At 46.1% G+C, this 26,324-nt stretch carries 24 protein-coding genes; 2 read left to right on the forward strand and 22 right to left on the reverse strand.

The features are described 5' to 3' along the window. Nucleotides 1-349: 349 nt before the first annotated feature. Nucleotides 350-1,723: a class I SAM-dependent rRNA methyltransferase gene (locus tag AC58PV_RS20935; RefSeq protein ID WP_497434310.1), complete on the reverse strand. Its 1,374-nt coding sequence runs from the start codon at nucleotides 1,721-1,723 to the stop codon at nucleotides 350-352. 120 nt (nucleotides 1,724-1,843) lie between these two features. Between AC58PV_RS20935 and AC58PV_RS20940 the strand changes: the two genes are divergently transcribed. Further along, nucleotides 1,844-2,878: a Na/Pi cotransporter family protein gene (locus tag AC58PV_RS20940; protein ID WP_497434311.1), complete on the forward strand. Its 1,035-nt coding sequence runs from the start codon at nucleotides 1,844-1,846 to the stop codon at nucleotides 2,876-2,878. Here the strand turns inward: AC58PV_RS20940 and deoC are convergent. The 5 genes from deoC to prmA form a co-directional block, all read right to left on the reverse strand. Next, entirely contained in the window at nucleotides 2,841-3,521 is a 681-nt protein-coding gene (gene deoC, locus AC58PV_RS20945) for a deoxyribose-phosphate aldolase (protein ID WP_497434312.1), read from the reverse strand. The two genes, AC58PV_RS20940 and deoC, sit on opposite strands and share 38 nt — an antisense overlap. A gap of 125 nt (nucleotides 3,522-3,646) precedes the next feature. After that, entirely contained in the window at nucleotides 3,647-4,981 is a 1,335-nt protein-coding gene (gene mtaB, locus AC58PV_RS20950) for a tRNA (N(6)-L-threonylcarbamoyladenosine(37)-C(2))-methylthiotransferase MtaB (RefSeq protein WP_497434314.1), read from the reverse strand. Nucleotides 4,982-4,987: 6 nt separating this feature from the next. After that, on the reverse strand, nucleotides 4,988-5,755 hold the full coding sequence (locus tag AC58PV_RS20955) for a 16S rRNA (uracil(1498)-N(3))-methyltransferase (protein WP_497434315.1): 768 nt from the start codon (nucleotides 5,753-5,755) through the stop codon (nucleotides 4,988-4,990). Between the two features lie 123 nt (nucleotides 5,756-5,878). Next, nucleotides 5,879-6,550 carry a site-2 protease family protein gene (locus AC58PV_RS20960; protein ID WP_497434317.1) on the reverse strand — a complete coding sequence of 224 codons (672 nt, stop codon included), beginning with the start codon at nucleotides 6,548-6,550 and terminating at the stop codon, nucleotides 5,879-5,881. Nucleotides 6,551-6,560: 10 nt separating this feature from the next. Further along, entirely contained in the window at nucleotides 6,561-7,535 is a 975-nt protein-coding gene (prmA, locus tag AC58PV_RS20965) for a 50S ribosomal protein L11 methyltransferase (RefSeq protein WP_497434318.1), read from the reverse strand. 208 nt (nucleotides 7,536-7,743) lie between these two features. Between prmA and AC58PV_RS20970 the strand changes: the two genes are divergently transcribed. Then, complete coding sequence (locus tag AC58PV_RS20970) at nucleotides 7,744-8,550, forward strand: glycerophosphodiester phosphodiesterase (RefSeq protein ID WP_497434320.1); 807 nt, start codon at nucleotides 7,744-7,746, stop codon at nucleotides 8,548-8,550. 81 nt (nucleotides 8,551-8,631) lie between these two features. On the opposite strand, the gene AC58PV_RS20975 is transcribed toward AC58PV_RS20970, so the two are convergent. From AC58PV_RS20975 to spoIIP, 16 genes are all read right to left on the reverse strand, one after another. Further along, entirely contained in the window at nucleotides 8,632-8,907 is a 276-nt protein-coding gene (locus tag AC58PV_RS20975; protein WP_497434321.1) for a hypothetical protein, read from the reverse strand. Then, complete coding sequence (locus AC58PV_RS20980; protein ID WP_497434323.1) at nucleotides 8,907-9,056, reverse strand: YfhD family protein; 150 nt, start codon at nucleotides 9,054-9,056, stop codon at nucleotides 8,907-8,909. The genes AC58PV_RS20975 and AC58PV_RS20980 overlap by 1 nt, the downstream gene beginning before the upstream one ends. A 94-nt stretch (nucleotides 9,057-9,150) precedes the next feature. Continuing rightward, a complete protein-coding gene (locus AC58PV_RS20985) occupies nucleotides 9,151-9,942 on the reverse strand; it encodes a hypothetical protein (protein ID WP_497434324.1) in 792 nt (263 codons plus the stop codon). Nucleotides 9,943-9,954: 12 nt separating this feature from the next. Then, nucleotides 9,955-11,160 (reverse strand): ABC transporter permease, encoded by a 1,206-nt coding sequence (locus AC58PV_RS20990; RefSeq protein WP_497434325.1) that lies wholly within the window; start codon nucleotides 11,158-11,160, stop codon nucleotides 9,955-9,957. After that, a complete protein-coding gene (locus tag AC58PV_RS20995) occupies nucleotides 11,157-11,834 on the reverse strand; it encodes an ABC transporter ATP-binding protein (protein ID WP_497434326.1) in 678 nt (225 codons plus the stop codon). Before AC58PV_RS20995 ends, AC58PV_RS20990 begins: the two co-directional genes overlap by 4 nt. An 82-nt stretch (nucleotides 11,835-11,916) precedes the next feature. Then, nucleotides 11,917-13,647, reverse strand: coding sequence for an alkaline phosphatase (locus AC58PV_RS21000; RefSeq protein WP_497434328.1), 1,731 nt, complete (start codon nucleotides 13,645-13,647; stop codon nucleotides 11,917-11,919). Nucleotides 13,648-14,185: 538 nt separating this feature from the next. Then, nucleotides 14,186-15,319: a molecular chaperone DnaJ gene (dnaJ, locus tag AC58PV_RS21005; protein ID WP_310499106.1), complete on the reverse strand. Its 1,134-nt coding sequence runs from the start codon at nucleotides 15,317-15,319 to the stop codon at nucleotides 14,186-14,188. A 127-nt stretch (nucleotides 15,320-15,446) separates the two neighbouring features. Further along, nucleotides 15,447-17,285 (reverse strand): molecular chaperone DnaK, encoded by a 1,839-nt coding sequence (gene dnaK, locus AC58PV_RS21010; protein WP_497434329.1) that lies wholly within the window; start codon nucleotides 17,283-17,285, stop codon nucleotides 15,447-15,449. 216 nt (nucleotides 17,286-17,501) lie between these two features. Beyond that, nucleotides 17,502-18,065: a nucleotide exchange factor GrpE gene (gene grpE / locus AC58PV_RS21015; protein ID WP_497434331.1), complete on the reverse strand. Its 564-nt coding sequence runs from the start codon at nucleotides 18,063-18,065 to the stop codon at nucleotides 17,502-17,504. Between the two features lie 84 nt (nucleotides 18,066-18,149). Then, nucleotides 18,150-19,691 (reverse strand): TCP-1/cpn60 chaperonin family protein, encoded by a 1,542-nt coding sequence (locus AC58PV_RS21020; RefSeq protein ID WP_497434332.1) that lies wholly within the window; start codon nucleotides 19,689-19,691, stop codon nucleotides 18,150-18,152. Beyond that, nucleotides 19,688-20,716 carry a heat-inducible transcriptional repressor HrcA gene (hrcA, locus tag AC58PV_RS21025; protein WP_497434333.1) on the reverse strand — a complete coding sequence of 343 codons (1,029 nt, stop codon included), beginning with the start codon at nucleotides 20,714-20,716 and terminating at the stop codon, nucleotides 19,688-19,690. The genes AC58PV_RS21020 and hrcA overlap by 4 nt, the downstream gene beginning before the upstream one ends. A 110-nt stretch (nucleotides 20,717-20,826) precedes the next feature. Beyond that, complete coding sequence (locus AC58PV_RS21030; RefSeq protein ID WP_497434334.1) at nucleotides 20,827-21,300, reverse strand: N-acetyltransferase; 474 nt, start codon at nucleotides 21,298-21,300, stop codon at nucleotides 20,827-20,829. Nucleotides 21,301-21,442: 142 nt separating this feature from the next. Further along, nucleotides 21,443-22,594 carry a radical SAM family heme chaperone HemW gene (gene hemW / locus AC58PV_RS21035; RefSeq protein WP_497434336.1) on the reverse strand — a complete coding sequence of 384 codons (1,152 nt, stop codon included), beginning with the start codon at nucleotides 22,592-22,594 and terminating at the stop codon, nucleotides 21,443-21,445. Between the two features lie 85 nt (nucleotides 22,595-22,679). Beyond that, nucleotides 22,680-24,494, reverse strand: a complete 1,815-nt coding sequence (gene lepA, locus AC58PV_RS21040; RefSeq protein ID WP_497434337.1) for a translation elongation factor 4 — start codon at nucleotides 24,492-24,494, stop codon at nucleotides 22,680-22,682. Between the two features lie 73 nt (nucleotides 24,495-24,567). Further along, nucleotides 24,568-24,969 carry a DUF3679 domain-containing protein gene (locus AC58PV_RS21045; RefSeq protein WP_497434339.1) on the reverse strand — a complete coding sequence of 134 codons (402 nt, stop codon included), beginning with the start codon at nucleotides 24,967-24,969 and terminating at the stop codon, nucleotides 24,568-24,570. Between the two features lie 28 nt (nucleotides 24,970-24,997). Continuing rightward, a complete protein-coding gene (gene spoIIP, locus AC58PV_RS21050; RefSeq protein ID WP_497434341.1) occupies nucleotides 24,998-26,233 on the reverse strand; it encodes a stage II sporulation protein P in 1,236 nt (411 codons plus the stop codon). Nucleotides 26,234-26,324: the final 91 nt, after the last annotated feature.

A 26,324-nucleotide genomic window follows, 5' to 3' on the forward strand; every position in this document is an offset into this window, starting at 1 on the left:
TCTAGTGATGAGTCGGCGTGGTAGATGATGGAGGGGAATCTGAGGAGTTAAGTTGAAGATCGGTATACGAACATATATTCTATTATTATAACATGGATAGCAAAAAACAAAAAGGACTATGTTGTGTAAACTATTAATATTGTAACTTTCATAACTCAATACTACATTCTCTTGGTGCTGTAGTTGCACAAATACGACAAACTATGTTATTACTCGATTTTTTCGACTTACGGAGCTGTAGTCACGCTGATACTCTTGACGTCTGCCACTCTAACCTCCTCCATTTAACACCAGCAAACACAACAAAAAAGCAAAGCCAGATTAACCAGCTTCGCTTTCTGTACTCAATTTATTTGCTGCGAACTTCAAAAATCGCAAATTTCAGATAATGCCCTTCATCCACACCTAGAATTCGCGGGTGATCCATGCCTGCTCCACGGAACTCAATTAGGCGTAACAGTTTACCTGCATCGGTTGCTGCTGCATGAATCGTTTCAAGGAATAGTTCAGGATGCATGTGATATGAACAGCTTGCCGTGACGAGATAACCACCTTCATTCACAAGTTTCATGCCATGTAAATTGATGTCTTTGTAGCCGCGGCAAGCTCCTTCCACCGCACTTTTGGTCTTGGCGAAGGCAGGTGGATCGAGGATGACAACGTCCCACGTACGTCCGCCCGTACCTACCGGCTTCGAGGTGTCGATCTTGGCTTGTCCTGCTGCACCAGCCACAGCGCGAAGCTTGCGCTCATCTAATCCCTTCACTTGCGTACGCAAGTACTCGAAAGCATCTGCGACGACGAATTCGACACGATCCTCGAAGCCATTCAATGCAACATTCGTGCGTGCACTTTCAATGGCATGCTCGGAGATATCGAGACACGTTACTTTTTTTGCGCCGAATTGGCAAGCATTTAATGTAAAACTCCCCGTATGTGAGAAGCATTCCAGCACTGAAGCGCCATCCCACAGAGGAAACGTCACTACTTTGCCATTCGCATTCACTGGGAGCATTTGTGTTACGCCATTCTCTTCAACTGCTGCCAATTGGATGCCACTACGGTGCCCCCAACCTCTCATCAACGGAGCGATCGCCGCGCGATTCTCACGTTGGTCGAAGAAGTAACCCGTCTTCTGACCTTCTTCAATATCAACGCGGATGCGAAGGCCATTTTCCAAAATATCAACATGCTTCGCACAATCGCCATACAGAAGTCCCTTCGTCTGCTTCAGACCTTCCAGTTCACGAATAGAAACGTCACTTCGTTCATAAATCCCTACAGGCTTCATCACCTGTACAAGAGCTTCTACGATATTGTCTCGGCAGAGGTCCATCCCCAAAGTCAATAGCTGAACAACCAACGTGTTCTCGAATTTATCAACAATAAGACCAGGCAGGAAGTCCGCTTCTCCATAAACCAAACGATACGACTGCGCTCCTTTCACAAAACGCTGACGGTGCAAGAAACAACGTGTAAAACGTTCGATGAAAAACTCCGTCGTCATCGCCTCAATTGGGCTATACGATACAATGCGTACCGTAAGCTGCGAAGCTTCATTGTAATAGCCAGTTGCTAGATATTTGCCTAGATGATTCTGAACCGATACCAGTTGTCCAGGTACAATCTCTCCATCCGTGCGCTCAATTTCACTCTTATACACCCACGGATGTCCTTGCTCCAAGCGTGGTTTGCGTTTCTTATGTAATATTACTGCTGCCATTATTTTAGCCGTCCTTTGCGTGAAACCGTTCACTTCTACCATCTAGCTTGTCATGCTTGTCTTTACGGTCACATATATTGGTTGAAAAACGTCGTATGCTCACGAAAAGGAGATCTTCTCATGATTCATGCTATTATCTTGCCTGTCGCAACAGGCTTTATCTTATTTCTGCTCGGGATGAAGCTTATGGAATCTTCGCTTCAAACCTGGGCAGGCCCCCGCCTCCAGCTGTGGCTGGAGCGGTTCACCCGCACACCGGTGCGCGGCCTTATCACCGGCACCGTGCTCACCGCGGCGCTGCAGAGCAGCACCGCTATCACAGTCATCGCCATCGGCCTCGTCGGCGCTGGCGTCCTGTCTTTCCCGAGAACACTCGGCGTGATTCTCGGAACGAACATCGGCACGTGCCTCACCACTGAGCTGATCGGGCTCAGCTTGGGTGGCATCGGCGTGCCGATTCTGATCGCCAGCTTCAGCGTCTGGCTGACGAGCTGGCTAGCTGGGCCGCTGCCGCAGGCTGGCGGCCCCCACAGCACAGCCGCGCGCCGGGCCGCCGCGGCACAACCTCAGACCGCCGCACAGCACGGCGGTCGCCAATGGCTGCGCAGCGTCCGCTACGGATCGCTCGCGGTGGCCGGCTTCTCTCTCGTGCTGCTCGGCATCGAGATCATGCAAACCATCGGGCCCGCACTGCAGTCCCGCGGTCTGTTCGCCTGGTTCGTGCACCAGGCGCAAACGAGCCTGCTCTGGGGCATCCTCGCAGGCGCAGCCGTCACTGCGCTCGTGCATAGCAGCGCAGCCGTCATTGCGATGGCGATGAGCCTCGCCGCCACGGGAGCCATCCCCGTCGAACTCGGGGTTGCGATCACGATCGGTGCCAATGTCGGCACCTGTGTCACCGCCCTAATTGCCGGCATGAGCAGCTCTCGCGCAGGGCGATACGTTGCCTGGTCGCATGTGCTGCTGAATGTCGGAGGCGCAATCCTCTTTTACCCGATTATCCATGTGCTTGTAAGTCTTTCAGCAATGCTCGCCGATGACGCAGCTTCACAGATTGCGCGTTCCCAAACCATTTTCAACATCGTAGGATCTCTTATTGCGCTGCCGCTCTGCTATCTTAGTATGTGGAAGCGCCTTGAGTTCCGTTCACAATAGCTACACCTGAACTAGTACCTAATCTTGTCGCGCCTGCTTCAATCATCGCAATCGCCGTTTCTACGTCGCGAACACCGCCTGAAGCCTTTACCCCAATCGTGCCCGACACATGTTGGCGCATCAAGCGAACATCTTCTACCGTAGCTCCACCAGGGCCAAAGCCCGTCGATGTTTTCACGAAATGAGCACCCGCTTCTTCGGAAAGACGGCAAGCCGTTGCTTTCTGCTCGTCATTTAGGAAACCTGTTTCCATAATGACTTTGACGATAGCTTTCCCTTGGACAGCATCTACGACTTGCTTTATATCTGAACGAACCGCATCCAGTTGTCCCTCAAGCAGTAAACCAATCGGCAAAACGGTATCGATTTCAGCAGCACCATTTTCAACAGCTTTAGCCGCTTCAAATGCTTTTACTTCACTCAAGCTCGCGCCAAGTGGAAAACCAACGACTGCTGCAACTTTAACACCTGTTCCTTCCAATGCTTTGGCAGCTGTTGCTACAAACTGCGAATTCACGCACACACTGAAAAATTGATGCTGCGCAGCTTCCTCACACAGTTTGTGAATGGCGGCTGTGCTCGCATCGGCTTTCAATAGCGTATGGTCAATATAACTAGCAATTTCTTTCGCGTTCAATGTCATTATGAAGCACCTCATCAGATTTAATTATTTCACTCAAAGCTCTAAGCTCCATGTAATCGAGAAAACCTCTATCGAGGCCATTCGAAGGAACGACCACGCGTAGAGGTAGGTAATTGCTTTACAACTTACAAATTCACTACGCCTTCAAGAATGCGTACAAGTTGACCCTTACTTTCATTTACACCAGCTTCCGTAACCTTCACACGGCACACTTGACCGATCATTTCATCCGAGCCCTCAAAAACTAATTGCACATAGTTATCAGAGTAGCCACTATACAACCCGCTATCTGGAGCACCTTTGTACGTACGTTCCGGAATGACTTCCAGGACTTGCCCTACAAATTTCTGCGCATACGCCAATTGCATTTTCTCAGAAAGGTCAATGAGTTCGTGAACTCGTGCGTTTTTGATTTCTTCATCCACTTGATCTTCCATTCGCGCAGCAGGTGTACCTGTCCGCTTGGAGTAAGGGAATACGTGCATTTCGGAGAATTTCATTTGCTCCATGAACTTATACCCATCACGGAACATCTCTTCTGTTTCGCCTGGGAAACCAACAATCACATCTGTCGTGATAGCGACATCCGGCATAATTTCGTGCAGACGCTCAATTTTGCGAGCGAACTCCGCAGTCGTATATTTCCGACGCATCCGCGCAAGTACTTGATCGTCGCCTGCTTGCAACGGAATATGCAAATGTCGGCACATTTTGTCCGAAGATTTCAGAACATCAATCACTTCATCCGTAATTTGGCTCGCTTCAATAGAGGAAATACGAATGCGCTTCAAGCCTTCTACTTTATCCAAATCTTTGAGAAGCTTCGCTAAGCTGTAGTCTTCAATATCTTCGCCATAGCCCCCAGTATGAATACCTGTGAGTACGATTTCTTGATAGCCTGCTGCTACCAGTTGCTCCGCTTGTGCAATTACGCTTTGCGGTTCCCGACTCCGCATAAGTCCACGAGACCAAGGAATAATGCAGAACGTACAGAAGTTGTTGCAGCCCTCTTGAATTTTCAGAAAAGCTCTAGTACGATCAGCAAAATCTGGCACATCCAATTCTTCAAAAGTGCGGGTTTTCATAATGTTGCGAACGGCGTTAATCGGTTGACGATCCGACTCAAATTGCTTCACAATCGGAATGATTTTGTCACGGTCCTGTGTCCCGATCACCATATCTACACCTGGAATAGCCATAATTTCAGCTGGTGAAGTTTGTGCGTAACAACCGGTTACTGCAACGATTGCTTCTGGATTACGACGAATCGCACGACGAATCATTTGGCGACTCTTCTTATCCCCTGTGTTCGTAACCGTACATGTATTGATGACATAGACATCTGCTGTATGTTCAAAATCAACTTGCTCATAGCCCTCATTTTTGAAAAGCTGCCAAATTGCTTCTGTATCATAAAAGTTTACTTTACATCCTAGTGTATGAAACGCTACCGTTGCCATAATCGCTTATCCTCCCATTTCTCCGGTTTCATAGAACAGACACGTAAGGCCAACCATTGCTGCCGTCTCCGTCCGTAAAATGCGATTCCCCAGCGAAACCGAGCGAAAGCCAGCTTCTTCAGCTTGCTTAATTTCTTGCTCTGTGAATCCACCCTCGGGGCCAACCGCAATCAACACTTGCTTGCCTGGTTCGATCTGCCCTGCTGCAATCGCCGACTGGATCGCAGGTTTCAGCTGTTGACCATCTTCTTTCTCATAACAAATCCAAGCCACGTCCGCTTCCTTCGCCCGCTGCAGAAGTTGCTTCCACGAGTAGACGGATTCAATCTGCGGAACACGATTACGATGGGCTTGTTCTGCCGCTTCTTTCGCGATTTTCTGCCAACGCTCAGTGCGCTTAGCTTCCTTCTTCGCATCGTATTGCACAATGGTTCGTTCCGATAAAAAAGGAAGAAACCGGGCTGCCCCGATCTCGGTACCTTTTTGAATGATAAGCTCCATCTTATCGCCTTTGGGCAAGCTCTGTGCAATCCACACGTCAACAGCTGCTTCCGCATCCATCGCAAGCTCCTCCACGATTTCCGCAGTAACAGTTCCCTTATCCAAGTGAGTGATACGAACGAGAACCTCGCGATCCACGCCATTGCTGCAAATCACCTGATCCCCAACTTCTGCTCGCATGACGCGACCAAGATGATGAGCATCGTCACCCTCAATGGTGACTGATTGTGTAGCAGCATGGAACTGCTGGGGCGGTAAAAAATAACGTTGCATAGTCAAGCCTCTCTATCTTCGCTCATGTGAACTTCATTTAAACAGCTTGTTTCAAGTAGAACTTCCACACACCATCATACCTCGTTTGAACTGGAAAATCCATATGGAACTAGTTGGTTGTGGTTACATGCCTAAGATGGAAGCAATTATTTTTGCGAACCAATTTAGAATATCCTCACCTAATCTTAAATATGGATCTAATGTTATTCTACGCAAAGGACCAATAAATACTAATAATAGGAAGATTACAGATGCCCATTGTTCAAACTTTACTAATCTTTCAGTATACCTTAGATTAACTACATCTTGAATGATTCTGAAGCCATCTAGTGGTGGTATTGGAATTAAGTTAAACAGAAATAACCTCATATTGAGCACAAACATCTGAACTAAAAACAGATTAATTGCATCAGCACTTCCTGTCGACATATTATTCTTCCAACCATATTTATGAAATATCATATAAATAAAAACACAGACAAACGCTAAAACAAAATTACTAAGCGGGCCTGCAGCTGTAACAATAATTCCATATAACCGCGGACGCTTAAAGTTTCCACGGTTAACAGGAACGGGCTTCGCCCAACCGATACCAGCCAATAAGATCATAATTGTCCCGAAAAGGTCCAGATGAACCATAGGATTTAGTGATACGCGGCCAAATTTAAAAGCCGTATCATCTCCTAATTTGTATGCGCTGTATGCATGCGCCCACTCGTGAATTGTGAACGAAAGAATAAGTGCCAATACAACAAACGGCAACGTATTCCAATCGTAAAATAATAAACCTCCCATTAGCCAACACCTACAGCTTTCTAGCTACGATCACAACCCAATTCGAATCATAGTTTTTCTCTACGATCGTGAATTTTGCTGCAACCAGTGCTTTTTCTACATCCGCTTCTTTATTCGTAATGATTCCTGAAGTTATGTAATAACCACCTTGCTGCAACACTTCATACACATCATCAACAAACATGACAATGACTTCAGCCAATATATTCGCAACAACGAGCTGTACTGGAATGGAAACACCTAGGCCCGCATCCCCTTCGGACTCGCTTTCTTTAAGTACGCCAAGAAGATCGCTAAGTTTCACTGTAATTTGATCTTCAAGTTGGTTCTGCTTCGTATTATCCAACGCACTTGTAACCGCTACGGGATCTAGATCCACAGCAAGTACATGCTTCGCTCCAAGTTTAGCTGCTGCAATGGATAGAATGCCTGAGCCGGTCCCTACATCGATCACATCGTCACCAGGCTGAAGCACCTTCTCTAACGTTTTCAAGCAAAGTGAAGTAGTTGCATGCGTACCTGTTCCGAACGCCATACCGGGGTCGAGTTCCAAAATCAATTCGTCTGGCGAGGCCGTGTATTCTTCCCACGTTGGTTTAATCGTCAAGCGATCAGATACACGAATTGGTTTAAAATATGTTTTCCAAGCATGCGCCCAGTCTTCATCATCTACTTCAACTACTTCAAAAGTGGGGTTCCCCGTATCGATATCGAAATCTGCTAATTGTTCCACGGAAGCTTTCAAATTAGCCAGAACAGGCTCCATGTCGGTGCCATGATAGAAGTATCCCTTGATCACAGCTCTTCCTTCCGGAATATCGTTAAATGGCGTTTCGTATAATTGGCCAAATGAAGTATCTCGCTCTTTATTTAAAGTTCCGGATTCTTCAATGGAAACACCTCCGGCTCCCAATTCATGAACAAAGTTGGTTATCATTTCAATTGCTTCTTCTGTCGTATGTACAGTTAATTCTTGCCAAAGCATCGGTATTGCTCCTCCTGTCGGTTATTCCCTATGTAAAATGAACCTTATAGGTCTATTTTCACAAAGAGTATTGTACTACACTTCGCTTCCGGGGTAAAATGGAGACATCAATGTAAGCGTTTTTTATTTTTCCTAATACACTTCTAACACTTGCATGCTACATTGGATTTGTCATCATCATTATGTATCGTAAGAACGGAGACATCTTATGCGCAAAACACTTATGGTTCTTCCTATTTTCCTAGCCATGGCACTTATCGCACCCCTGACTACCCAAACTATGATGGCTGATAATTACAGTCAGGTTACCGCCCATCGCGGGAGTTCCGGGAACACACCTGAGAATACATTAGCTGCGTTTCAACAAGCGATTCTCGACCATGCTGGTTATGCCGAATTGGATGTACAAGAATCTGCTGATGGTGTCGTCATGGTCATGCATGATGACAATGCCAATAGAACAACTGGTATTCCCAAAAATATGTGGGAAGTCACCTCCACGGAACTCAAACAAGCAAGTGCTGGAAGTTGGTATCATAAAGATTTTCAAAAAGAGCGCGTCCCTACGCTGGATGAAGTCATTTCACTCGCCAAAGGTCATATGAAACTGAATATCGAGTTGAAAAATAACGGCCACACCGTGGACCTTGCCCAAAAAACAGTAGACATCATTCAATCGCATAATTTTGTAAAAGAATGCACGGTGACCTCTTTCGATAAAGAGTTGTTACACAAAGTGAAAGCGCTTAATAATTCTATTAAAACTGGCCTTATCGTAGGTCAAAAAACAGAAGATCTCGAACAACTAATGAAAAGCCCAGATTATGAAGTCATTTCTGCAGCTTACCCGCTAGTGAATGAATCTTTCATGCGGCTTGCAGAGTCTCACCGTAAAGAAGTTTATGTTTGGACAGTTAATGATACGAGAATGATGAGACGCATGTTAGCTCTCGGTGTGTCCAGTATTATTACAAATAATCCAGATAAGCTCGTCAAACTGATGAGCGTTGAATAAATATGTTAGGAGCACAATGGTAAAAAGCACCTGTCCCGTCGGCCCTCTTTATTGGAGGTCAATGGAACAGATGCTTCTTATTTAAACTGAACCGCCTGCTGTTTCGATCACGCGAATAGCCTGCTCATAACACTGCTCGTCAATGACTGCAGCTAATACAATATCAAGTCCTACTGAATCGACCTCATGATCTTGACTAATCATACTATCTGCCATAGACATTTCTATTTCACTGCCGATATTATTCGTAAATCGTTCAACCTGTACATCCAAGGCGCGCAAAGCTTTCAGTTTGGAAGCAACACCTTCCGCTTGTTCGGGGGAATGAAAATAGGCAAGAATCCCACGTTCAGCCATTACTGACCTTCCTGACGATCATCCGCCGCTTGCGCGCGCTCAGCAGCTTCAAAATCATCTTTATCTGCTACTTCCGCTGAAAATTCTACATCTTCTTGCTTTGCCACAGGTAAATTGCTTTGTCCTTGACTGTTGTTCTTCTGATTCATGTTGTTATGCCTCCAAATATTCCTAATTTCTTTCATGATAGCCCCATTTATCATTTGCGAAAGGTCATCGTTCTATGCAAGAGACAGATCTCGTCTATTCCTTTATTTTCTCAAAAGAAGCATCGTATAAACGGAACATCGTTTTGTAACCCGATTCATCCAGTTTAATGCCGACATCTAGCCTCCCCGTTAGTTGCAACGGGCCAGACGTATACCTGAGTTTCATGGAATCAGGCACATAAACAATCATAATTTTATTCCAGTACGTTTCATCTCCGTTATCAAATGGACACTCAGCACCAGGTTTAGGAATTAGGAGAAACCAGTGTTTATCGAAAGAAAGTACTTCCCCCATAAAGCCTTTGATGTGAACCGTTTTCCCATTTAAATCCCAAAACTTATTAGAAGGTGTATCTTGTTTATCCGAATCGAAAAACTCATCCCATGTGAGTTCGTTCGACAGTTGTGGTTGTTTCGTCGGAGACGCCGCTACACTCTCTGCAGGCTTCGTTACGCCCACTACAGGTGTTGTCTTACTACTTTCAATCTGCGTCTGCGGAGATGGCGTTGGCGTTAGGGTTGACGCAGCTATAGACGTTGCAGATGCCACTTCTTTTTGAATAACAGCGCTTGGGCTTGGACCTACAGTCGATGTTGCAGTGGGTGTTGCATCTGGTGTTTTGGATGCTGTTTCAGTAGGTTTGACTTCCACTGTCTCCTTGGAGGGGACAAGTGTGTTCGGTGTCACGGATGTGACAGTCGTCTCATTCGAGACGATGCTTCCAAACGATTGCCCTGAAAGCATGGCTTCCTTTTGCCCACAACCCGAAAGCATAATAACGAAGGCTAACAAGCTCAACCCAGTGATGCTATGTGTATTTCTCATCTTTATCTCACCTCAAGAACGGAATAATTGCAAGGGATCCACACGATAAGCTTGAATGGCGGGCCCGATGGATGCGACAATCGCGATCAACAACGTAACGATTACGAGTAAGGATTCCCCTGGCACCAAAGCCCCTGCCTGTATTTGTAGGCCTGTATTTGCAAACACCACATCACGGCTCAGATATCCTCCAAGGTGCCCTGCGACAAGACCCAACATTAAACCAATACACGTTAGAATAACACCTTCACCAATAAGCGAAAGCCAGATGAAATACTTGGATTTCCCAATGAGTCGTAACAATGCGACGTCTCTCTTACGTTCATGTACCGCAGCAGTCAACGATAGCAGAATGGATCCCGCTGCAAGCAGAATACAGATCATCGTCACGAACTTCACGGCCTGTGTCCCCTGATCAACCACATTGACAACATCGGCAATCGCCTTGCTTGTATAAACAGCCTGCACGTTATTGTATTGTGCGAATACCGTTTTGATTGACTGGGCTCCTAGTAGTGATTTCGGTTTAACGACGATGGAAGTAACTTCTTTCGCCCTGTCGGGCTGATTCTCGTGAATAGCCCACGCATAATCCAAAGTTGTGAAAACAGCGCGATCATCCGATGTGTGGAAGGGTGGCAATATACCCACTACCGTATAGGTAAAGGCATGATGATGTTCCTCTTCTTCGCCCTCTTCCTCTTCTTCCAAACCTTGAATAAGCCCATGCGCACCAGCGAAAGTGTCTCCTACACGAAGACCCTTTGAGCTTGCCACATAGGAACCAACAATGGCTTCCCCTAGCTTACTATAGAGCTTCCCTTGTGCCATTTGTTTGGCAGCACCATAACGCGTCAAGAAATAACCGGACTCCATTCCAACAATCGGAAAACCATTATAATTATCACCCGTCGTCATCGCATAAGCCGAATCGACGAATTCATTTTTGCGAACATCTTCGAGAACAGTCATCGGAATATTGCCCGTCGGCGCACCAATATGGTAGTAGGTATTTAGTGCAAGCTGTGAGGCGCTGCCTTTAGCTCCAATTGTGACTTCAAAGGGGCCGTAGCCTTTCTCAGCACCTTGCTCCACGCCTTGGCTGCATAACAGAAGGAAGACAACAAGTGCTGCGGTAATCGCTACTGAACAAATAGTTAAGAGTGACAACGTTTTGCGATGCCATATATGACTCCAAAGCAAAGAAATTACTTTCATACGGAAACACTCCTAAGAAGTTCATTCAGTTCTTGCATGTACACACGTTTGGGGAACATCTCAGCGATATGTCGATCATGCGTTACTGTCAGTAAAGTCAATTTTTCCTCTCTGCAAATCTCAAGCAGTAATGTCATCATCTCACTCGCCGTCTCCCAATCCAAACTGCCTGTAGGTTCATCCGCTAGAAGCAAAGGAGGCTTCGTAATTAACGCTCGTACGATAGCCGCTCGTTGCTGTTGACCACGAGATAGCTGAGAAGGTAAATGATTTCCACGAGCCTGCAAACCCACACGCTCCAACCAATCGTCGAGCACCATCTTTCTCTCCTGCTTCGTACCGGTGTGAGGCATAACGAGTTCAATATTTTGCCTAACTGTCAGTGAAGCAATAAGATGAAAGTCCTGAAAAATATAACCGATATTCTCCGCCCGAAAGCGATCTCGTTTACTTTCGTTGAGAAGATGAACGGGGCGTCCAGCGACCCAAATTTCTCCTTGATCAGCCGTTATGACGCCACTAAGCAAATGTAAAAGTGTGCTTTTTCCACAGCCGCTCGCACCCATCAGAGCAATTCTTTCGCCTTTCTGAATTTGCCATTGGGCTACCTGCAAGATAGGCAAATTTTGACCTTGTAGATGGAAAGATTTCGATATTCCTTGTAGACTTATCATCCCTATGCCCCTCACTCCCATTCGACTCCAAAAGAAAAGAGGACACAGGGAAGGAGCTCCCCATGTCCGTCTGCTCCACTGATTAATTTTTCACAATACGCTCATTAAAGGAATCCCAAGTGTACGTTTTACCTGTTAGCTGATTAAACACTTCTAGTGGCAAGTACAACTTACCGTTATCTACGTTACCAACCCAAGCACTTGCTGTACCATTCACTGTGATTGCTCCCGATGACACTAGCACGGACACCTTCTGACTATCCTTGGTAAACGTTACTGAACCTGTCGCTTCGTCCCAAGCTACTTGGATGTCAAGGGATTCTGCTAACGATCTTGCCGTAAATAACGTTTTGGAATCACGCGTCACTTTGAACATCGGGTACAGATATTTATCTTGAAGCTCTTTCGTTGCCGCCGCTAAATCAGCACCGATCACTTTCGCACCACTTTTAGCAATATCCGTATTATCTACATCACCTTTGACAAGCGCAGCGATCGGACCGTACGCCCAAACACCAACGTCAACCCCTGTATGCCCATGCCCTGTCCAGCCTACAGCTAAGCGCTTCGACACGACTGCATTGTAACCGCCGCCACGACCATAAGATGAGCCATCGCCGTTTAGAATCAATTGAACTTCCTCATCAGATAGATCTGTGAAACCAATATTGTCTGCTACGATTTTGCGAATATCGTCTGCCGTTTGAGCTTTTTTCAGAATTGCATCAATGTACTCGTACGAATGCTTCTGTTTGTTGAACAAATCAACATTCAATTCATACACATTGTCTCTTGCAAGGGACAAACCACCTGTTTCATGATCGGCCGATACGACTACGGAAGTGTTACCATCTTTTTTGGCCCAATCTACTAGTGTTTTGAATGTAGCATCCAACTCTAGCATCTCTTGAATATTCGCAGGAAGATCGTTCGCATGACCCGCGTGGTCAATACGCCCTTGTTCAACTAGCAAGACGAAACCATTTTTATTTTGGGATAAAATATCCAGAGCTTTTTGCGATAATTGTGGTAACGACGGTACCGTATCTCCACGATCAAGTACGTAAGGAATTTCGGCGTCTGCGAAAAGACCAAGTGCTTTGCCCGCCGTTGCCGGGATGGCATCTAAACCTTTTTTATCAAAAGCTGTATGGTAGCCCTTTGCTTCAAAATCAGGAATGATATTCTTGTCCGTACGTTTTCCTTTCTCCTCTTTGGTTGTGAAGTTAACCTTTCCTCCACCGAAGATTACATCGACACCACTGTTCAAATATTGCGAAGCAATGGCGTTCTGGTTGCTGCGCTGGCGAACATGTGACGCCCATACGGCAGGAGTTGCACCCGTAATATTATCCGTTGATACTAAACCAGTTGCTTTACCTTGCTTCATCGCTGCTTCAATAACAGAAGCATATGGCTTAGCTACATCCCCATTGGATACACTGATCGCATTGTTGTATGTTTTATTGCCTGTTGAAAAAGCAGTAGCCGCTGCGGCTGAGTCCGTAACTGTACCTGACTCTGTTGTGTAAGGACTCGCTTGCGAGTATGTAGTTGCTTTGCCCACATAATAACCGCCATCCAATTCAAGGCGATCTTTATTGAGGAACTTCTTCGCGTAGTAACGAGCAGCTGTCACTTCAGCTGGCCCCATTCCATCGCCGATAAGAACGATCAAATTTTTAGAAGGAGACGTCGCTGGAGCGGTTGCTGATGTTGTTGAATCTGCAGCTGATACTGTGCCTGCTAAACTTAGTGTTAATAAGGAAACGGCCATTCCTGAACCCATTATTTGCTTCAACGCTTTTTTCAAATGTTTTCCCTCCAAAAATAGTATTTCACCTTATTAGCATAAAGCTCATAGATTTGGAGAACGTCAAAATTATATGGAGGTTTTGTAAAAATGGTAGGATTTATTAAGCGATGATAAACAGGGGGCATCATTCTAATGTGCGAGATTTGCCACTTGGCTGCTGTCAAATCTATGAGGTGACGACGTTCTACGCGCGATGCTGGTATGAAGAACCCGCCCCCCTCTCAAAAATGCAAAAGAGCACTTTTCGAACGGGGTTCCCTCGCAACTATTGGAAATTGATGCAAATAGGCATCAATTTGGAGTGATTTCAGGAGATAAGGATGAAATACGTTAAAAAAGTTGTCTATTTGCACTTATTTTCCAATTTCATCTATAAATCAGTAGAAAAGGTTGTATTTTTGCATTTTTGAGTTCTGACCGCACCACCTAACTTGACCGCATTGGGTTCGCGTTCATCTAGAAAGTAAAAAGCACCTCATGCGCATGAATGAATAGATTGCATCTATCATTCACACACACAAGGTGCCATAGTGAGCTAGTCGCCTAAGAAGGCTCTTTTCATACGTTCAAAGATAGACTGGCTTTGCTCATGCGTATGCTCGCCGCTTTGCTTGCCGAACTGACGCAGCAAATCCTTCTGATCTTCGGACAAGTTCGTTGGTGTCATCACGATGACTTTCACGTGTTGATCCCCTTGACCGAAGCCGCGAAGATGCGGAACGCCTTTGCCTTTGAGACGGAAGTACGTATCCGTTTGCGTACCTGCTGGAATCTTGAGCTTCACTTTCTCAGTCAACGTTGGAATTTCAATTTCATCTCCAAGCGCAGCCTGCATGAACGTTAATGGCACTTCACAGTACACATCATTACCTTCACGTTGGAAGAACTCATGGTTTTTCACGCGAATCACAACATAAAGGTCACCAGATGGACCCCCACGCGTTCCGCTTTCACCTTCACCAGAAACGCGAAGTTGAGCGCCATCATCTACACCAGCTGGAATCTTGATGTGAATGGTGCGCGTCTTTTTCACTTTACCAGCGCCATGACATGTTCCGCATTTTTCTTTGATGATTTTACCGGAACCATTACATGACGTACACACGCGGCGGTTCACAATACGGCCAAATGCTGTATTCTGAACCACTTCTTGTTGCCCGCTGCCATGACAGCCGCCACATGTTTCCGGTTTTGTACCTGCTTTGGCACCCGAACCATGACACGTATCGCAATTTTCAGTTCGTGGAATGTTGATATCCATTTCTTTACCGAAAATGGCTTCTTTGAATTCCACTGTCATCGTGTATTGCAAATCATTACCACGTTGCGGGGCATTCGGATTACGACGATTACCACCACCGCCGCCACCGAAGAACATATCAAAGATATCTCCGAAACCGCCACCGAAGTCTTGACCGCCGCCAAATCCTTGATTTGGATCTACGTGACCAAACTGATCATACTGAGCTTTCTTCTGATCATCACTCAGGACATCGTACGCATCCTTTGCTTCTTTGAACTTATCTTCAGCATCTGCTGCTTTATTCACGTCAGGGTGATATTGACGTGCCATTTTGCGGTAAGCTTTCTTGATCTCATCCTGTGAAGCATCTTTACCGAGACCTAATACCTCGTAATAATCACGTTTACTCACTTGTTCCACTCCCATGTTCAAGACTACAAACGGAAAGTCAAAGCCACGGAGTTCTCCCCTTGGCTTTGACTCTTACGTTCCATACATACTAACAAACAGTGTTTAAACAATTTCTTTAAACTTCTATTAAGTTAGAATATGTTTATTTTTTAGGTTCGTCAACCACTTCGTAGTCAGCATCGACAACATTTTCTCTGCCTTTAGGAGCTTCACCTGCGCCAGCATCAGGACCTTGGCCTTGATCTTGCGAAGCTTGCTCATATAATTTAACAGAAAGTTGTTGAATCACTTCTGTCAATTCTGCAGTTGCAGCTTTAATTGTTTCCAGATCGTTTCCAGCAAGAGCTGCTGTAACTTTCTCTTTCGCTGCATTAGCTTTGTCGATCTCACCTTGATCTACTTTATCACCAAGATCTTTGATCGTTTTGTCAACGGAGTATACCAATTGATCCGCTTCGTTACGAGCTTCTACAAGCTCTTTACGTGCACGGTCTTCTTCCGCATGTGCTTCGGCGTCTTTCACCATTTGTTCAACTTCAGCGTCACTCAAACCGCTGGAGGAAGTGATGGTGATTTTTTGGCTTTTGCCTGTTCCTTTATCCAAAGCAGATACGTTAACGATACCGTTCGCATCGATATCGAAGCTAACTTCGATTTGCGGTACGCCACGTGGAGCTGGAGGAATGTCACCAAGCATGAAACGGCCTAGTGTTTTGTTACCGCTAGCCATGGAACGCTCACCTTGAAGCACGTGAATTTCAACGCTAGTTTGGTTATCTGCATAAGTGGAGTACACTTGTGATTTCGTTGTCGGAATCGTTGTGTTGCGGTCGATCATTTTCGTGAACACACCGCCTGCTGTTTCGATACCAAGGGAAAGTGGTGTTACGTCAAGAAGGACAACGTCTTTCACTTCACCAGTCAAGACACCAGCTTGAACAGCTGCTCCAAGCGCAACTACTTCATCCGGGTTAACACCTTTGTGAGGCTCTTTACCGATTAATTTTTTGATCGCTTCTACAACCGCTGGAATACGTGTGGATCCACCAACAAGAACAACTTTGTCGATTTGGCTTGTGGACAAACCGGAATCTTGAAGTGCTTGACGAGTTGGTCCTAATGTTCTTTCAACAAGACCAGCTGACAATTCTTCGAACTTCGCACGAGTCAAGTTCAACTCCAAATGCTGAGGAACGCCGTCTGCTACCGTGATGAACGGAAGGGAAACAGTTGTAGTCAAAACACCGGAAAGTTCTTTTTTCGCTTTTTCAGCTGCATCTTTCAAACGTTGAACAGCTGCTTTATCTTTGGAAAGATCGATGCCTTGCTCTTTTTTGAATTCGGCAACGAGGTAATCGATAATGACTTGGTCAAAGTCATCTCCACCCAATTTGTTGTCGCCGCTTGTTGCTTTAACTTCGAAGAATCCGTCGCCAAGTTCAAGGATAGATACGTCAAATGTACCGCCACCAAGGTCATAAACGAGAATCGTTTGGTCTTCTGTTTTTTCCAAACCGTAAGCAAGTGCTGCTGCAGTTGGCTCATTGACGATACGAAGAACTTCAAGACCAGCAATTTTACCAGCATCCTTCGTCGCTTGACGTTGGCTGTCATTGAAGTATGCAGGAACTGTAATTACCGCTTGTGTAACCGTTTGACCAAGGTAAGCTTCCGCATCCGCTTTTAGCTTTTGCAGGATGATTGCAGAGATCTCTTGTGGCGTGTAATCTTTGCCATCAATGTTCTCTTTGTGGTTCGTACCAATGTGACGCTTGATGGAAGAGATTGTTTTGTCTGGGTTTGTGATTGCTTGACGCTTTGCTGTTTCACCAACAACACGCTCGCCATCTTTCTTGAAACCTACAACGGATGGCGTTGTGCGGTTACCTTCTGGATTTGGAATGACAACTGCTTCTCCGCCTTCCATAACGGCAACGCATGAATTCGTAGTACCTAAGTCAATACCAATTACTTTACTCATTGTAAAGATGCCTCCTTATGTCCCCTAGGGACGTCATTAGTTTTATTAGAAGAAATAAGATCCTTTAGTCTAGTTTTCAGCACCGAGAAGATTGAAAGAAGCTAGGAAATGAGGAGCGGAGCGTAGTGTAAACTACGTGAGCACCGGAATTTCCGGCTGAATTCAATATTCGATGTCGAAAAAGCTTCTTGGACTACTTCGTGATCAAAATTAGACTTATACGCTAACTTTAACCATTGCTGGTCGGATGACTTTATCTTTTAGAATATAGCCTTTTTGCAATTCTTCTACGACGATACCTTCTTCATGGTCCTCAGATTCCACTTGCATCACAGCTTGATGGAATTCAGGATTGAACGGTTGGCCTACTGCTTCGATTGGTTTAAGCCCTTCAGCAGATAATACTTGATCCAAACCGCGATATGTCATATCCAAGCCCTTCACTAATGCGTCGAAATCCTTCGTCTCTTTGCTTGAAGACAGCGCACGATCAAAGTTATCCACAATCGGTAATAGCTGCTCAATCAATTTAACCGAAGCATATTTCGCGAAATCTTCCTTCTCCGCTCTTGCACGGCGACGGAAGTTGTCGAAGTCCGCTTGAACGCGTAATAAACGCTGATAGTTTTCTTCTGCTTGCACACGCGCCTGTTCCAATTCGCTAGATACTGCTGCATCCTCGGAAACTTCTGCTCCAACTTCTTCAGTTGTTGCTTCGTTGTCGGCTGCGTATGTAGTGTCAATGTCTTGCTCGACTGTTTTGTTATCTCCAGTACTCAATTGTCCTTCACCTCCTAAACATAATACACAGTTATTTAACCATCATACGACCAATCGACTCAATTGCGCTTAGTTTACCCATCTTTAGTTCTCTTCAAAAGGCTGTTTCATCTTAATCACTGTATGGATACGCAGCACCGCGGCAGCTACTTCACCAGCCGCTTGCAGAGCGTGAATTTTCACATCTGTCGGATCCATGATTCCCGCTTCCACAAAATCCGTAATCATCCCTGTATCACAGTCGATACCTAGGCTGTCCGTATCCTGCGCAAGCTGAGCCGCTTTCAGTTCTTCAACCTTCTCGAGCGGGTTGTAGCCTGCATTCACGACGATTTGGGACAACGGCTTGCGCAGTGCGCCTGCGACAGCAGCCACACCAAAACCCTCCATGCCCTTCATTGTCTCGCGCACACGCTCCAGATCATGCGCGACGGCCATCTCCGCTGCGCCGCCGCCAGGCAAGTACCCGCCGCGCACGGCGGCTTGGACGGCTGACGCAGCGTCCTTCGCGATGCGCGAGCGCTCATGCGCCGCTTCGCGCGTCGCGGCACCTACGATCACGGTCACGTGTCCTTCACCGTGACCCTGCGCGACGCGCACGCGCTCCAGCCGCTCGTCATACGCGGCATAGCCCGCGTGACCGAGCGCAGCGCTGAGCTCCGGCGCGCTCTTGCGCAGCGCCGTGCGCCGCACCGGCCGTGCGGCGGTGTGATCGCTTAAGCGCTGCAGGTCCCTGCGGGACAGCCGCTGCAGCACGAGAATACCATGGTCGGAGCAGAACTGCTCCGCCTCAGGGTCAACCCCGCGGTCTGAGGCAATCAGACCGACGCCGAGATCCAGCAGCGCGCCGAGCGAGCTGCGGAAGATCTCCCGGAGCTGCATGTAGCGCTGGAAGCCTGCCTCGGTGACCAGCGATTCCTCGCTGACCACCTCAGGCTCCAGGGCATCATGCAGCACGAGAATCCGGGCATCGTGGCGCTCCTGCACCGGATGCAAGTTCATCGGCTTCCCATTCAGCAGAATGCCGGTCCACACTTCACTGCTCGCTTCTTCATGTGCGAGCACGCTATCCGCGAAGCGATAGCCCTCTTCGCGCAATTTCGCCTCACCGACGGCTTCGGCCGCTTGAATGATGAGCTTAGCAATATCGGTTTGCTCGCGCCCCGCCGTATAAGCAATCCGCTGCAACGCGCGATCCGTAAGACCTGCGATCTTGCGACTGCGGCCTTCTAGACTTGCTACGGCCAACTCGATACCCTGTAGCATGCCAGTGACTACCTTGGCAACAGGTACCCCGCGTGTAACTTGCGCGACACCTTCTTGCACCATCGCTCCTGCAAGGACCGTTGCTGTCGTTGTCCCATCGCCAATCTGGCGTTGTTGACTACGAGCAACCTGAATCATTAATCTTGCTGCTGGATGGGTCACATCCATTTGTTCCAATATGGTTACACCATCGTTGGTTATAATAACATCGCCTTGGCCGCCAACTAGCATCGTATCTAGCCCTTTAGGACCTAAAGTTCCTTCAACTGCCGAACAAATCGCCCGAACAGCCGCGGCATTATTCACTAACGTGGAGTACCGTTCTTCGCTCTCACCGTGCATGGGTTTGACTCCTGTCATTTGCCATACCATCGTCCTAGGACCAATTCCATATGCTTCGATAGATGCTCCATTAAGCCTATGACTCTGCCGTATTCCATGCGAGTAGGTCCCAAAATACCAATCGTTCCAAGCGGTGTACCGCCAATGGAATAGGAAGCTGTAATTAAACTACAATTCGATATCGCTTCAATGCTATTCTCAGCACCAATTTTAATCTCAATGCCTTCATTTGATGGCGTAAATAACTTGATAAGGGTTGGTGCTTCTTCCAACAGATCAAAAATGCTCTTCACTTTCTCCACATCCTTGAATTCAGGCTGTGTGAGCATATTCGTCATCCCGCTAAGGAAAACACGGTCCTTCTCATCACTTTGAAGCACGCTTTCCACCAAACCAAGAAGCTCTTGATAGCCAGTGACATATTTGCTTAACTCATTAGAAATCTCATTGTAAAGCTTCGATTTAAACTGAACCAGTGGCACATTCTTAAGCCTCGTGTTCAGTATATTAACGACCTTCTCGATTTCCGACATTGGCATTCCTTCGGGTATCGTTACTGTCTTATTTTCAACATGACCCGTATTCATCACTAGAATCGCAACAGCTGTTGTTTCCGAGATCGGAATGATTTGGATATGCTTCAATGTCGTACTAAAAACCTCAGGACCGAGCACGATAGACGTGTAATTCGTAAGGCTAGAAAGCATGCCAGCAACGTGCTGAATAACACCTTCCATCTCTTGAATACGCTCTGCGAAAGCCCCTTTCATGGAGTCCAAATCATGACTATGCAAGGAACCGTGCTGGAGCAAATGATCGACATAATAGCGATAACCTTTGTGCGAAGGAATACGACCTGCGGACGTATGAGGCTGCTCTAGATAACCCATTTCTTCGAGATCAGACATTTCGTTACGTATGGTTGCTGGACTAAACCCAACATTCCCACGTTTCGAAATACTTCGCGAACCAATTGGCTCCGCTGAACGAACGTAATCATCAATGATTGCACTTAAAATCATGCGCTGGCGCTCTGTCAACATGAGTACCCCTCCTCCTCACTTCTCACTATTTATCATCATCGTTAGCACTCGTATTTAGTGAGTGCTAAATCCTAATACAAAAATAACAGACCCTAAGGTCTGTTGTCAAGTCAATCCAAACGTTTAAGTACGGCGATTTCATCGCAGCAATACTGTTTTTTACAATGCATGCAGTCTCTCCAAACTTTCTCTGGGAAAATCTCCTTCGGAACGAGTGTAAAGCCGTTTTTTTGGAAGAAAGCCACTTCATAAGTAAGTGCCATAACTTTGGTAATTCCTTGGCTTCTAGCCTCTTCAACTAAGAAATCAACTAGCTTACCGCCGATCCCTTGACCTTTGTAACCAGGCGTCATTCCAAGTGAGCGAATCTCAACAAGATCTGGCCCCAGCCTCGTCAATGAACCGCAGCCTATTAATAAGCCATCGAATTCAGCGACAACAAACGTATCAATTTGATCTAGGAGCATTTCCCTGCTCCGCGGCAGCATGATGCCCTGTTTGGCATACCCTTGTATAATTTCATAAAGCTTATCGATATCATCCACCAAAGCTTTTCTTACCGACACCGTAGTTGATGTATTCATGCTTCTCTCACCCACCAATCACACAAAAATGCATAAAAGCCACGCTAGCGCCCTGCGGCTTTCCGCTGTTTCGCTTGTGGATTCATGAATAAATATACAACGAAACGTATAAATGCACAAGCATTTTTTGCGTTAATTCAGTTTAGCTTAAGAATGAGGCAAAGACTTCATTTCCTAACAAAATGCCGTGTTTGGATAACCGATAGCCTTCTGGTGTTTGTTCAATCAGCTTCTTGTTGATCCAGCCCTGTAAGGTATCTCCAAAGTGGGTTTCAATGGTCTCTCCAAACTGATCGATGAAATCTTGTTTTCGCACACCTTCTAGTAGTCGTAATCCGACCATCATGAAGTCTTCCATCGCTTCTTGAGGCGTCACCCCGAATTGCTCCATAATTGGCAAACCGTTTTTGGTTGCATCAATGTAGGGTTGAATGCCTTTTACGTTAACGTGTCGCTGCCCATTCATATAACCATGAGCACCAGCTCCTAGGCCATAATAGGAACGATTACGCCAATACATCGTGTTGTGCCTGCTTTCGCGGCCCGGTTTAGCGAAGTTACTGATCTCATACTGCTTGTAACCTGCCCCCTCCAACCTTTTCATGATGAGCTCATACATATCGACTTCTTCATCTTCACTTGGGAGCGGCAATTGATTTTTATTAAACAAAGTGTGAAATAACGTGTTTTCTTCTACTTTCAAGCTATAAATGGAGTAGTGCTGCAAATCGAGCGACAGGGCCTCATCTAATGTGGCTTGCATAATATCAACCGTTTGCTTGGGCAACCCGAACATGAGGTCAATAGATAAGTTATCAAAGCCCAGCTTCTTGGCATTCGCAATGCTTCTATGCACATCATCTGTATTATGAATACGGCCAATTGCCGCTAAAATTTCATTGTTAAAAGATTGCACACCGAAACTGATGCGATTCACACCGCCTGCTTTCATAACTGCGAGCTTATCCTCATCCGTTGTTCCAGGGTTGGCTTCCATGGAGAATTCCACTTCCGTACTGTCTGCTGGGAAATAAGTACGTACGATGCGTAAGAAGCGTTCCATTTGATCAGGAAGCAACACCGTAGGCGTTCCCCCTCCGACGAAGATCGTCTCCACCTTCTGTGGTGGATGACTTCTCACAGTAAGCTCCATTTCGCGCTCAAGCGCATCTAAATATTCCATCACCGGTTGGCCCTTGAGCACATACGAGTTGAAGTCGCAATAATGACATTTATTCGTGCAAAAAGGGATATGGATGTACACCGCTGTAGGCGTTGTATAAGTAACTAACATAAGGGTATTCCTTTCTACTAGCTTGCGAATTGGAAAAAGCCAAGGGACAGCGTACGCTGCCACCCCAGCTTTCTCGTTCTAACATCTATTCGTCGATTTTCAAAACCGCCATGAACGCTTCTTGCGGCACTTCTACACTACCGACTTGCTTCATGCGTTTTTTACCTTCTTTTTGCTTGTCTAACAATTTACGCTTACGAGAAATGTCACCACCGTAACACTTCGCAAGTACGTTCTTACGCATCGCTTTAACCGTCTCACGCGCCACGATCTTTTGTCCGATTGCCGCTTGAATCGGCACTTCGAACATTTGCCGCGGGATCAGTTCCTTCAGCTTGTCACAAATGATTTTGCCGCGGTGATACGCGGTATCACGGTGAACGATGAAGGAAAGGGCATCCACCTGCTCGGAATTAAGCAAGATGTCCATTTTAACGAGATTGGATTTCTTGTAACCACACACTTCATAGTCAAAGGAAGCATAGCCCTTCGTCCGTGATTTCAACATATCGAAGAAATCATAAACGATCTCCGAGAGTGGAATCTCGTAAGTCAATGTCACACGGTTCGTGTCCAAGTACTCCATGTTCAAATATTCGCCGCGCTTGCCTTGGCAAAGCTCCATGATCGTGCCTACATAATCGTTCGGTACGATAACGGAAGCTTTCACATAAGGCTCTTCCACGAAGTCAATTCGCTGCGGATCTGGATAGTTCGACGGGTTATCGATCTCGATAACATCGCCATTCGTTAATGTAACGCGATAAATAACGCTTGGTGCCGTTGTAATTAACGGAATGTTAAATTCACGTTCGATACGCTCTTGTATGACATCCATATGCAGGAGGCCCAAGAATCCGCAACGGAAGCCGAAGCCCAATGCTGTTGATGTTTCAGGCTCGAAGCGCAAGGAAGCATCATTAAGTTCAAGCTTTTGCAACGCTTCACGAAGATCGTTGTAGTCAGTCGTTTCAATTGGATAAAGACCACAGAATACCATGGGATTAATGCGACGATAACCTGGAAGCGGTTCAACGGAAGGACGGTTTGCATCCGTTACCGTGTCACCGACACGGGTGTCTCCCACATTTTTAATGCCGGCAACGATAAAACCAACATCTCCGACCTCTAGGGAAGGAACGGATGACATTCTCGGTTTGAACGCACCAACTTCGATAACTTCGAATACCTTATTCGTCGCCATCATTTTAATTTTGGAACCAGCTTTAATTGAACCATCGACAACACGCACGTACACGATAACACCTTTGTAACTATCGTAATGGGAGTCGAAAATCAAAGCCTTCAATGGAGCGTCAGGATCACCCTGTGGAGCCGGTACCTTCAAACAAATTTGCTCAATAATTTCTTTAATCCCGATTCCAGCCTTAGCTGAAGCAAGAACAGCATCACTAGCGTCAAGTCCGATTACGTCTTCAACCTCTTGTTTTACTTTATCCGGGTCTGCGCTTGGTAAATCGATTTTATTAATGACAGGTAATATTTCCAAATTATTTTCCAGTGCTAGATATACGTTCGCTAGTGTTTGTGCTTCAATACCTTGCGCAGCATCGACAACTAGCAATGCCCCTTCACATGCAGCAAGACTTCGGGATACCTCATAGGTAAAGTCTACGTGTCCTGGTGTATCAATCAAGTTAAGAATGTAATCAACACCATCATCAGCGCGGTAAGCCAATCTCACCGCTTGAAGTTTAATCGTAATCCCACGTTCACGCTCCAGATCCATCTGGTCGAGAACTTGCTCTTGCATCTCACGTGAAGACAATGCACCTGTATATTCCAGAATACGATCAGCTAGTGTTGATTTACCGTGATCGATATGAGCGATAATTGAAAAGTTGCGAATTCTTTGTTGTCTTTCTCGAATGTCCGTCATGCTAAAGACTAACCCCCACTACATGCAAATAATTTTCATTATAGCAGTTGTGGGAAGTCGGAGCAATGCACACCTATCCTTTGCCCAAAACGGCATCGAATAAAGAAATAAACAATTTAATGCCATGATGCGCAGTTATCTGTAAAAGATCACCTAATTTATTCCCGACACGGTTTAACGAATGGTCTTGAATAGCAATAGGATCTGCATGCTGTTCAGTAGGTTGCTTAGCTTTCGTTGCCGTGTCTTTCACTGCAGGAGTCGGTGTTGCTTTTGCCACGTTTGACGTTGTCGCTGTAGATGTTATTTTGCCCGGCACTTTGGTTGGCGCCGCTTGTACGGTTGCTTTGGAGGAAGGCTGAGGACCTTCTATTCGTTCCATGCCGCTGGATGCCAGACTAACGCCGAACAAGATACAAAACAACAGCAAGAGTCCAAACAAACCAACCTTGATATAAAAGTGCCTCAGCCTCATTTCATTCCCTCCTTCAATCTTGGCTCGTTTACGAAGTTTTAGGTGTAGTAACCGGTGCATCGACTTTTTTCGCATTCAAAATCACTTCGGAAATCGCTTCTGCCAACCAATCAGTCGTTCGGTAGCATTCTTCGAGGGTATTGTATGGCCCTCCCACCTCGATCAAAATACTATTTGGCGATATGTTCTGGTTGTACAAACCGTTGCCCTCGCTTGCTTCTTTGGCATGGATCCCTTTCGAGACGCCAGGGTGCTTCTCTTCCAACACTTGATGAATTTTTCTAGCAAATTCCTCATTCTTTTTCCAGTTTGGATTTTTTCCTCCGATGATAAAATACACCTGTGCGACATCCTTGCCTTCAATTGTGGCTGTTGTCTTGCTTCGAGCTGCCGAATCGCGATGTATATCGAAGAAATACTGCAAATCCTTATGCGAAGTCATCGCTTCTTGAAGCGTTTTGGCCGAATATTTGTAGGAATATGGATATTCAAAACCTTTGACCGTGCTAGGGTAAACCGTCGAAGAATGCACAGCACCAATGCCATCTCTCTCTAAATTCTGAGCTAACCGTTGCCCAACGGAGATGATATTCACTTTATCACTGTAGGCTTTATCTGGATCTGTTACACCTTTAAGCTCTGGTAGGAAGGACTCATTGCTGTGCGTTTGATAGATAAAAGCAATGTTATCGCCAGCTGTTTTTGGTGGTTGTGCAACGGCATTGGGCGAAGGGGAAGCCGCGTTAATTGGCGTGGGCTCCACGGTCGCTGCCGCAGTTGGCTGTGGAAACTTAGCTTCTGCTTCCAAATCTTTGGATATCGGGTTGAGATCATAGGGGGCACTCGGATTCGTTTCGCTCCCTCTTACCAATACCGTCGACTTATTTAACTCCATGCCCGGCACTTCACTTGCGACTAAGCTCTTGGGATCACTCGGATTAATATCTGTCATCATTTGAAAAGCGAAATGAAACACGTTGTGTTGGGAGAAAGTGAACTTTTTCTGATCCTTATTTAAATGAGGGACTTCCATACCCAACATATCGATAAAAAACTGATTCGTGACAGATGCGGCAAGACCTTTCATGGATGAAACAGGCGATGTAGACATTAATCGGCTTTGTAGGACGCCACCCAGACCAATGAGTACGAATAGAGCTAAGGTCGAGGTGCTGAGAACAATAAACGTTTTCCCGACGGAACTGGCGCTCTGAAAGGTTTTGCGAACTTGGCTGAAATTCCATGTGGCTGATGTCCATTTCATAGTTACCCATCCTCCTAAACTATCTTAATTCAATCTATGAAACGAGCCCGAACGATAGAACTAGTTTTCGCTAGATTTTTTTAATAGAAAA

The organism is Paenibacillus sp. J22FR83 (assembly GCF_059691955.1).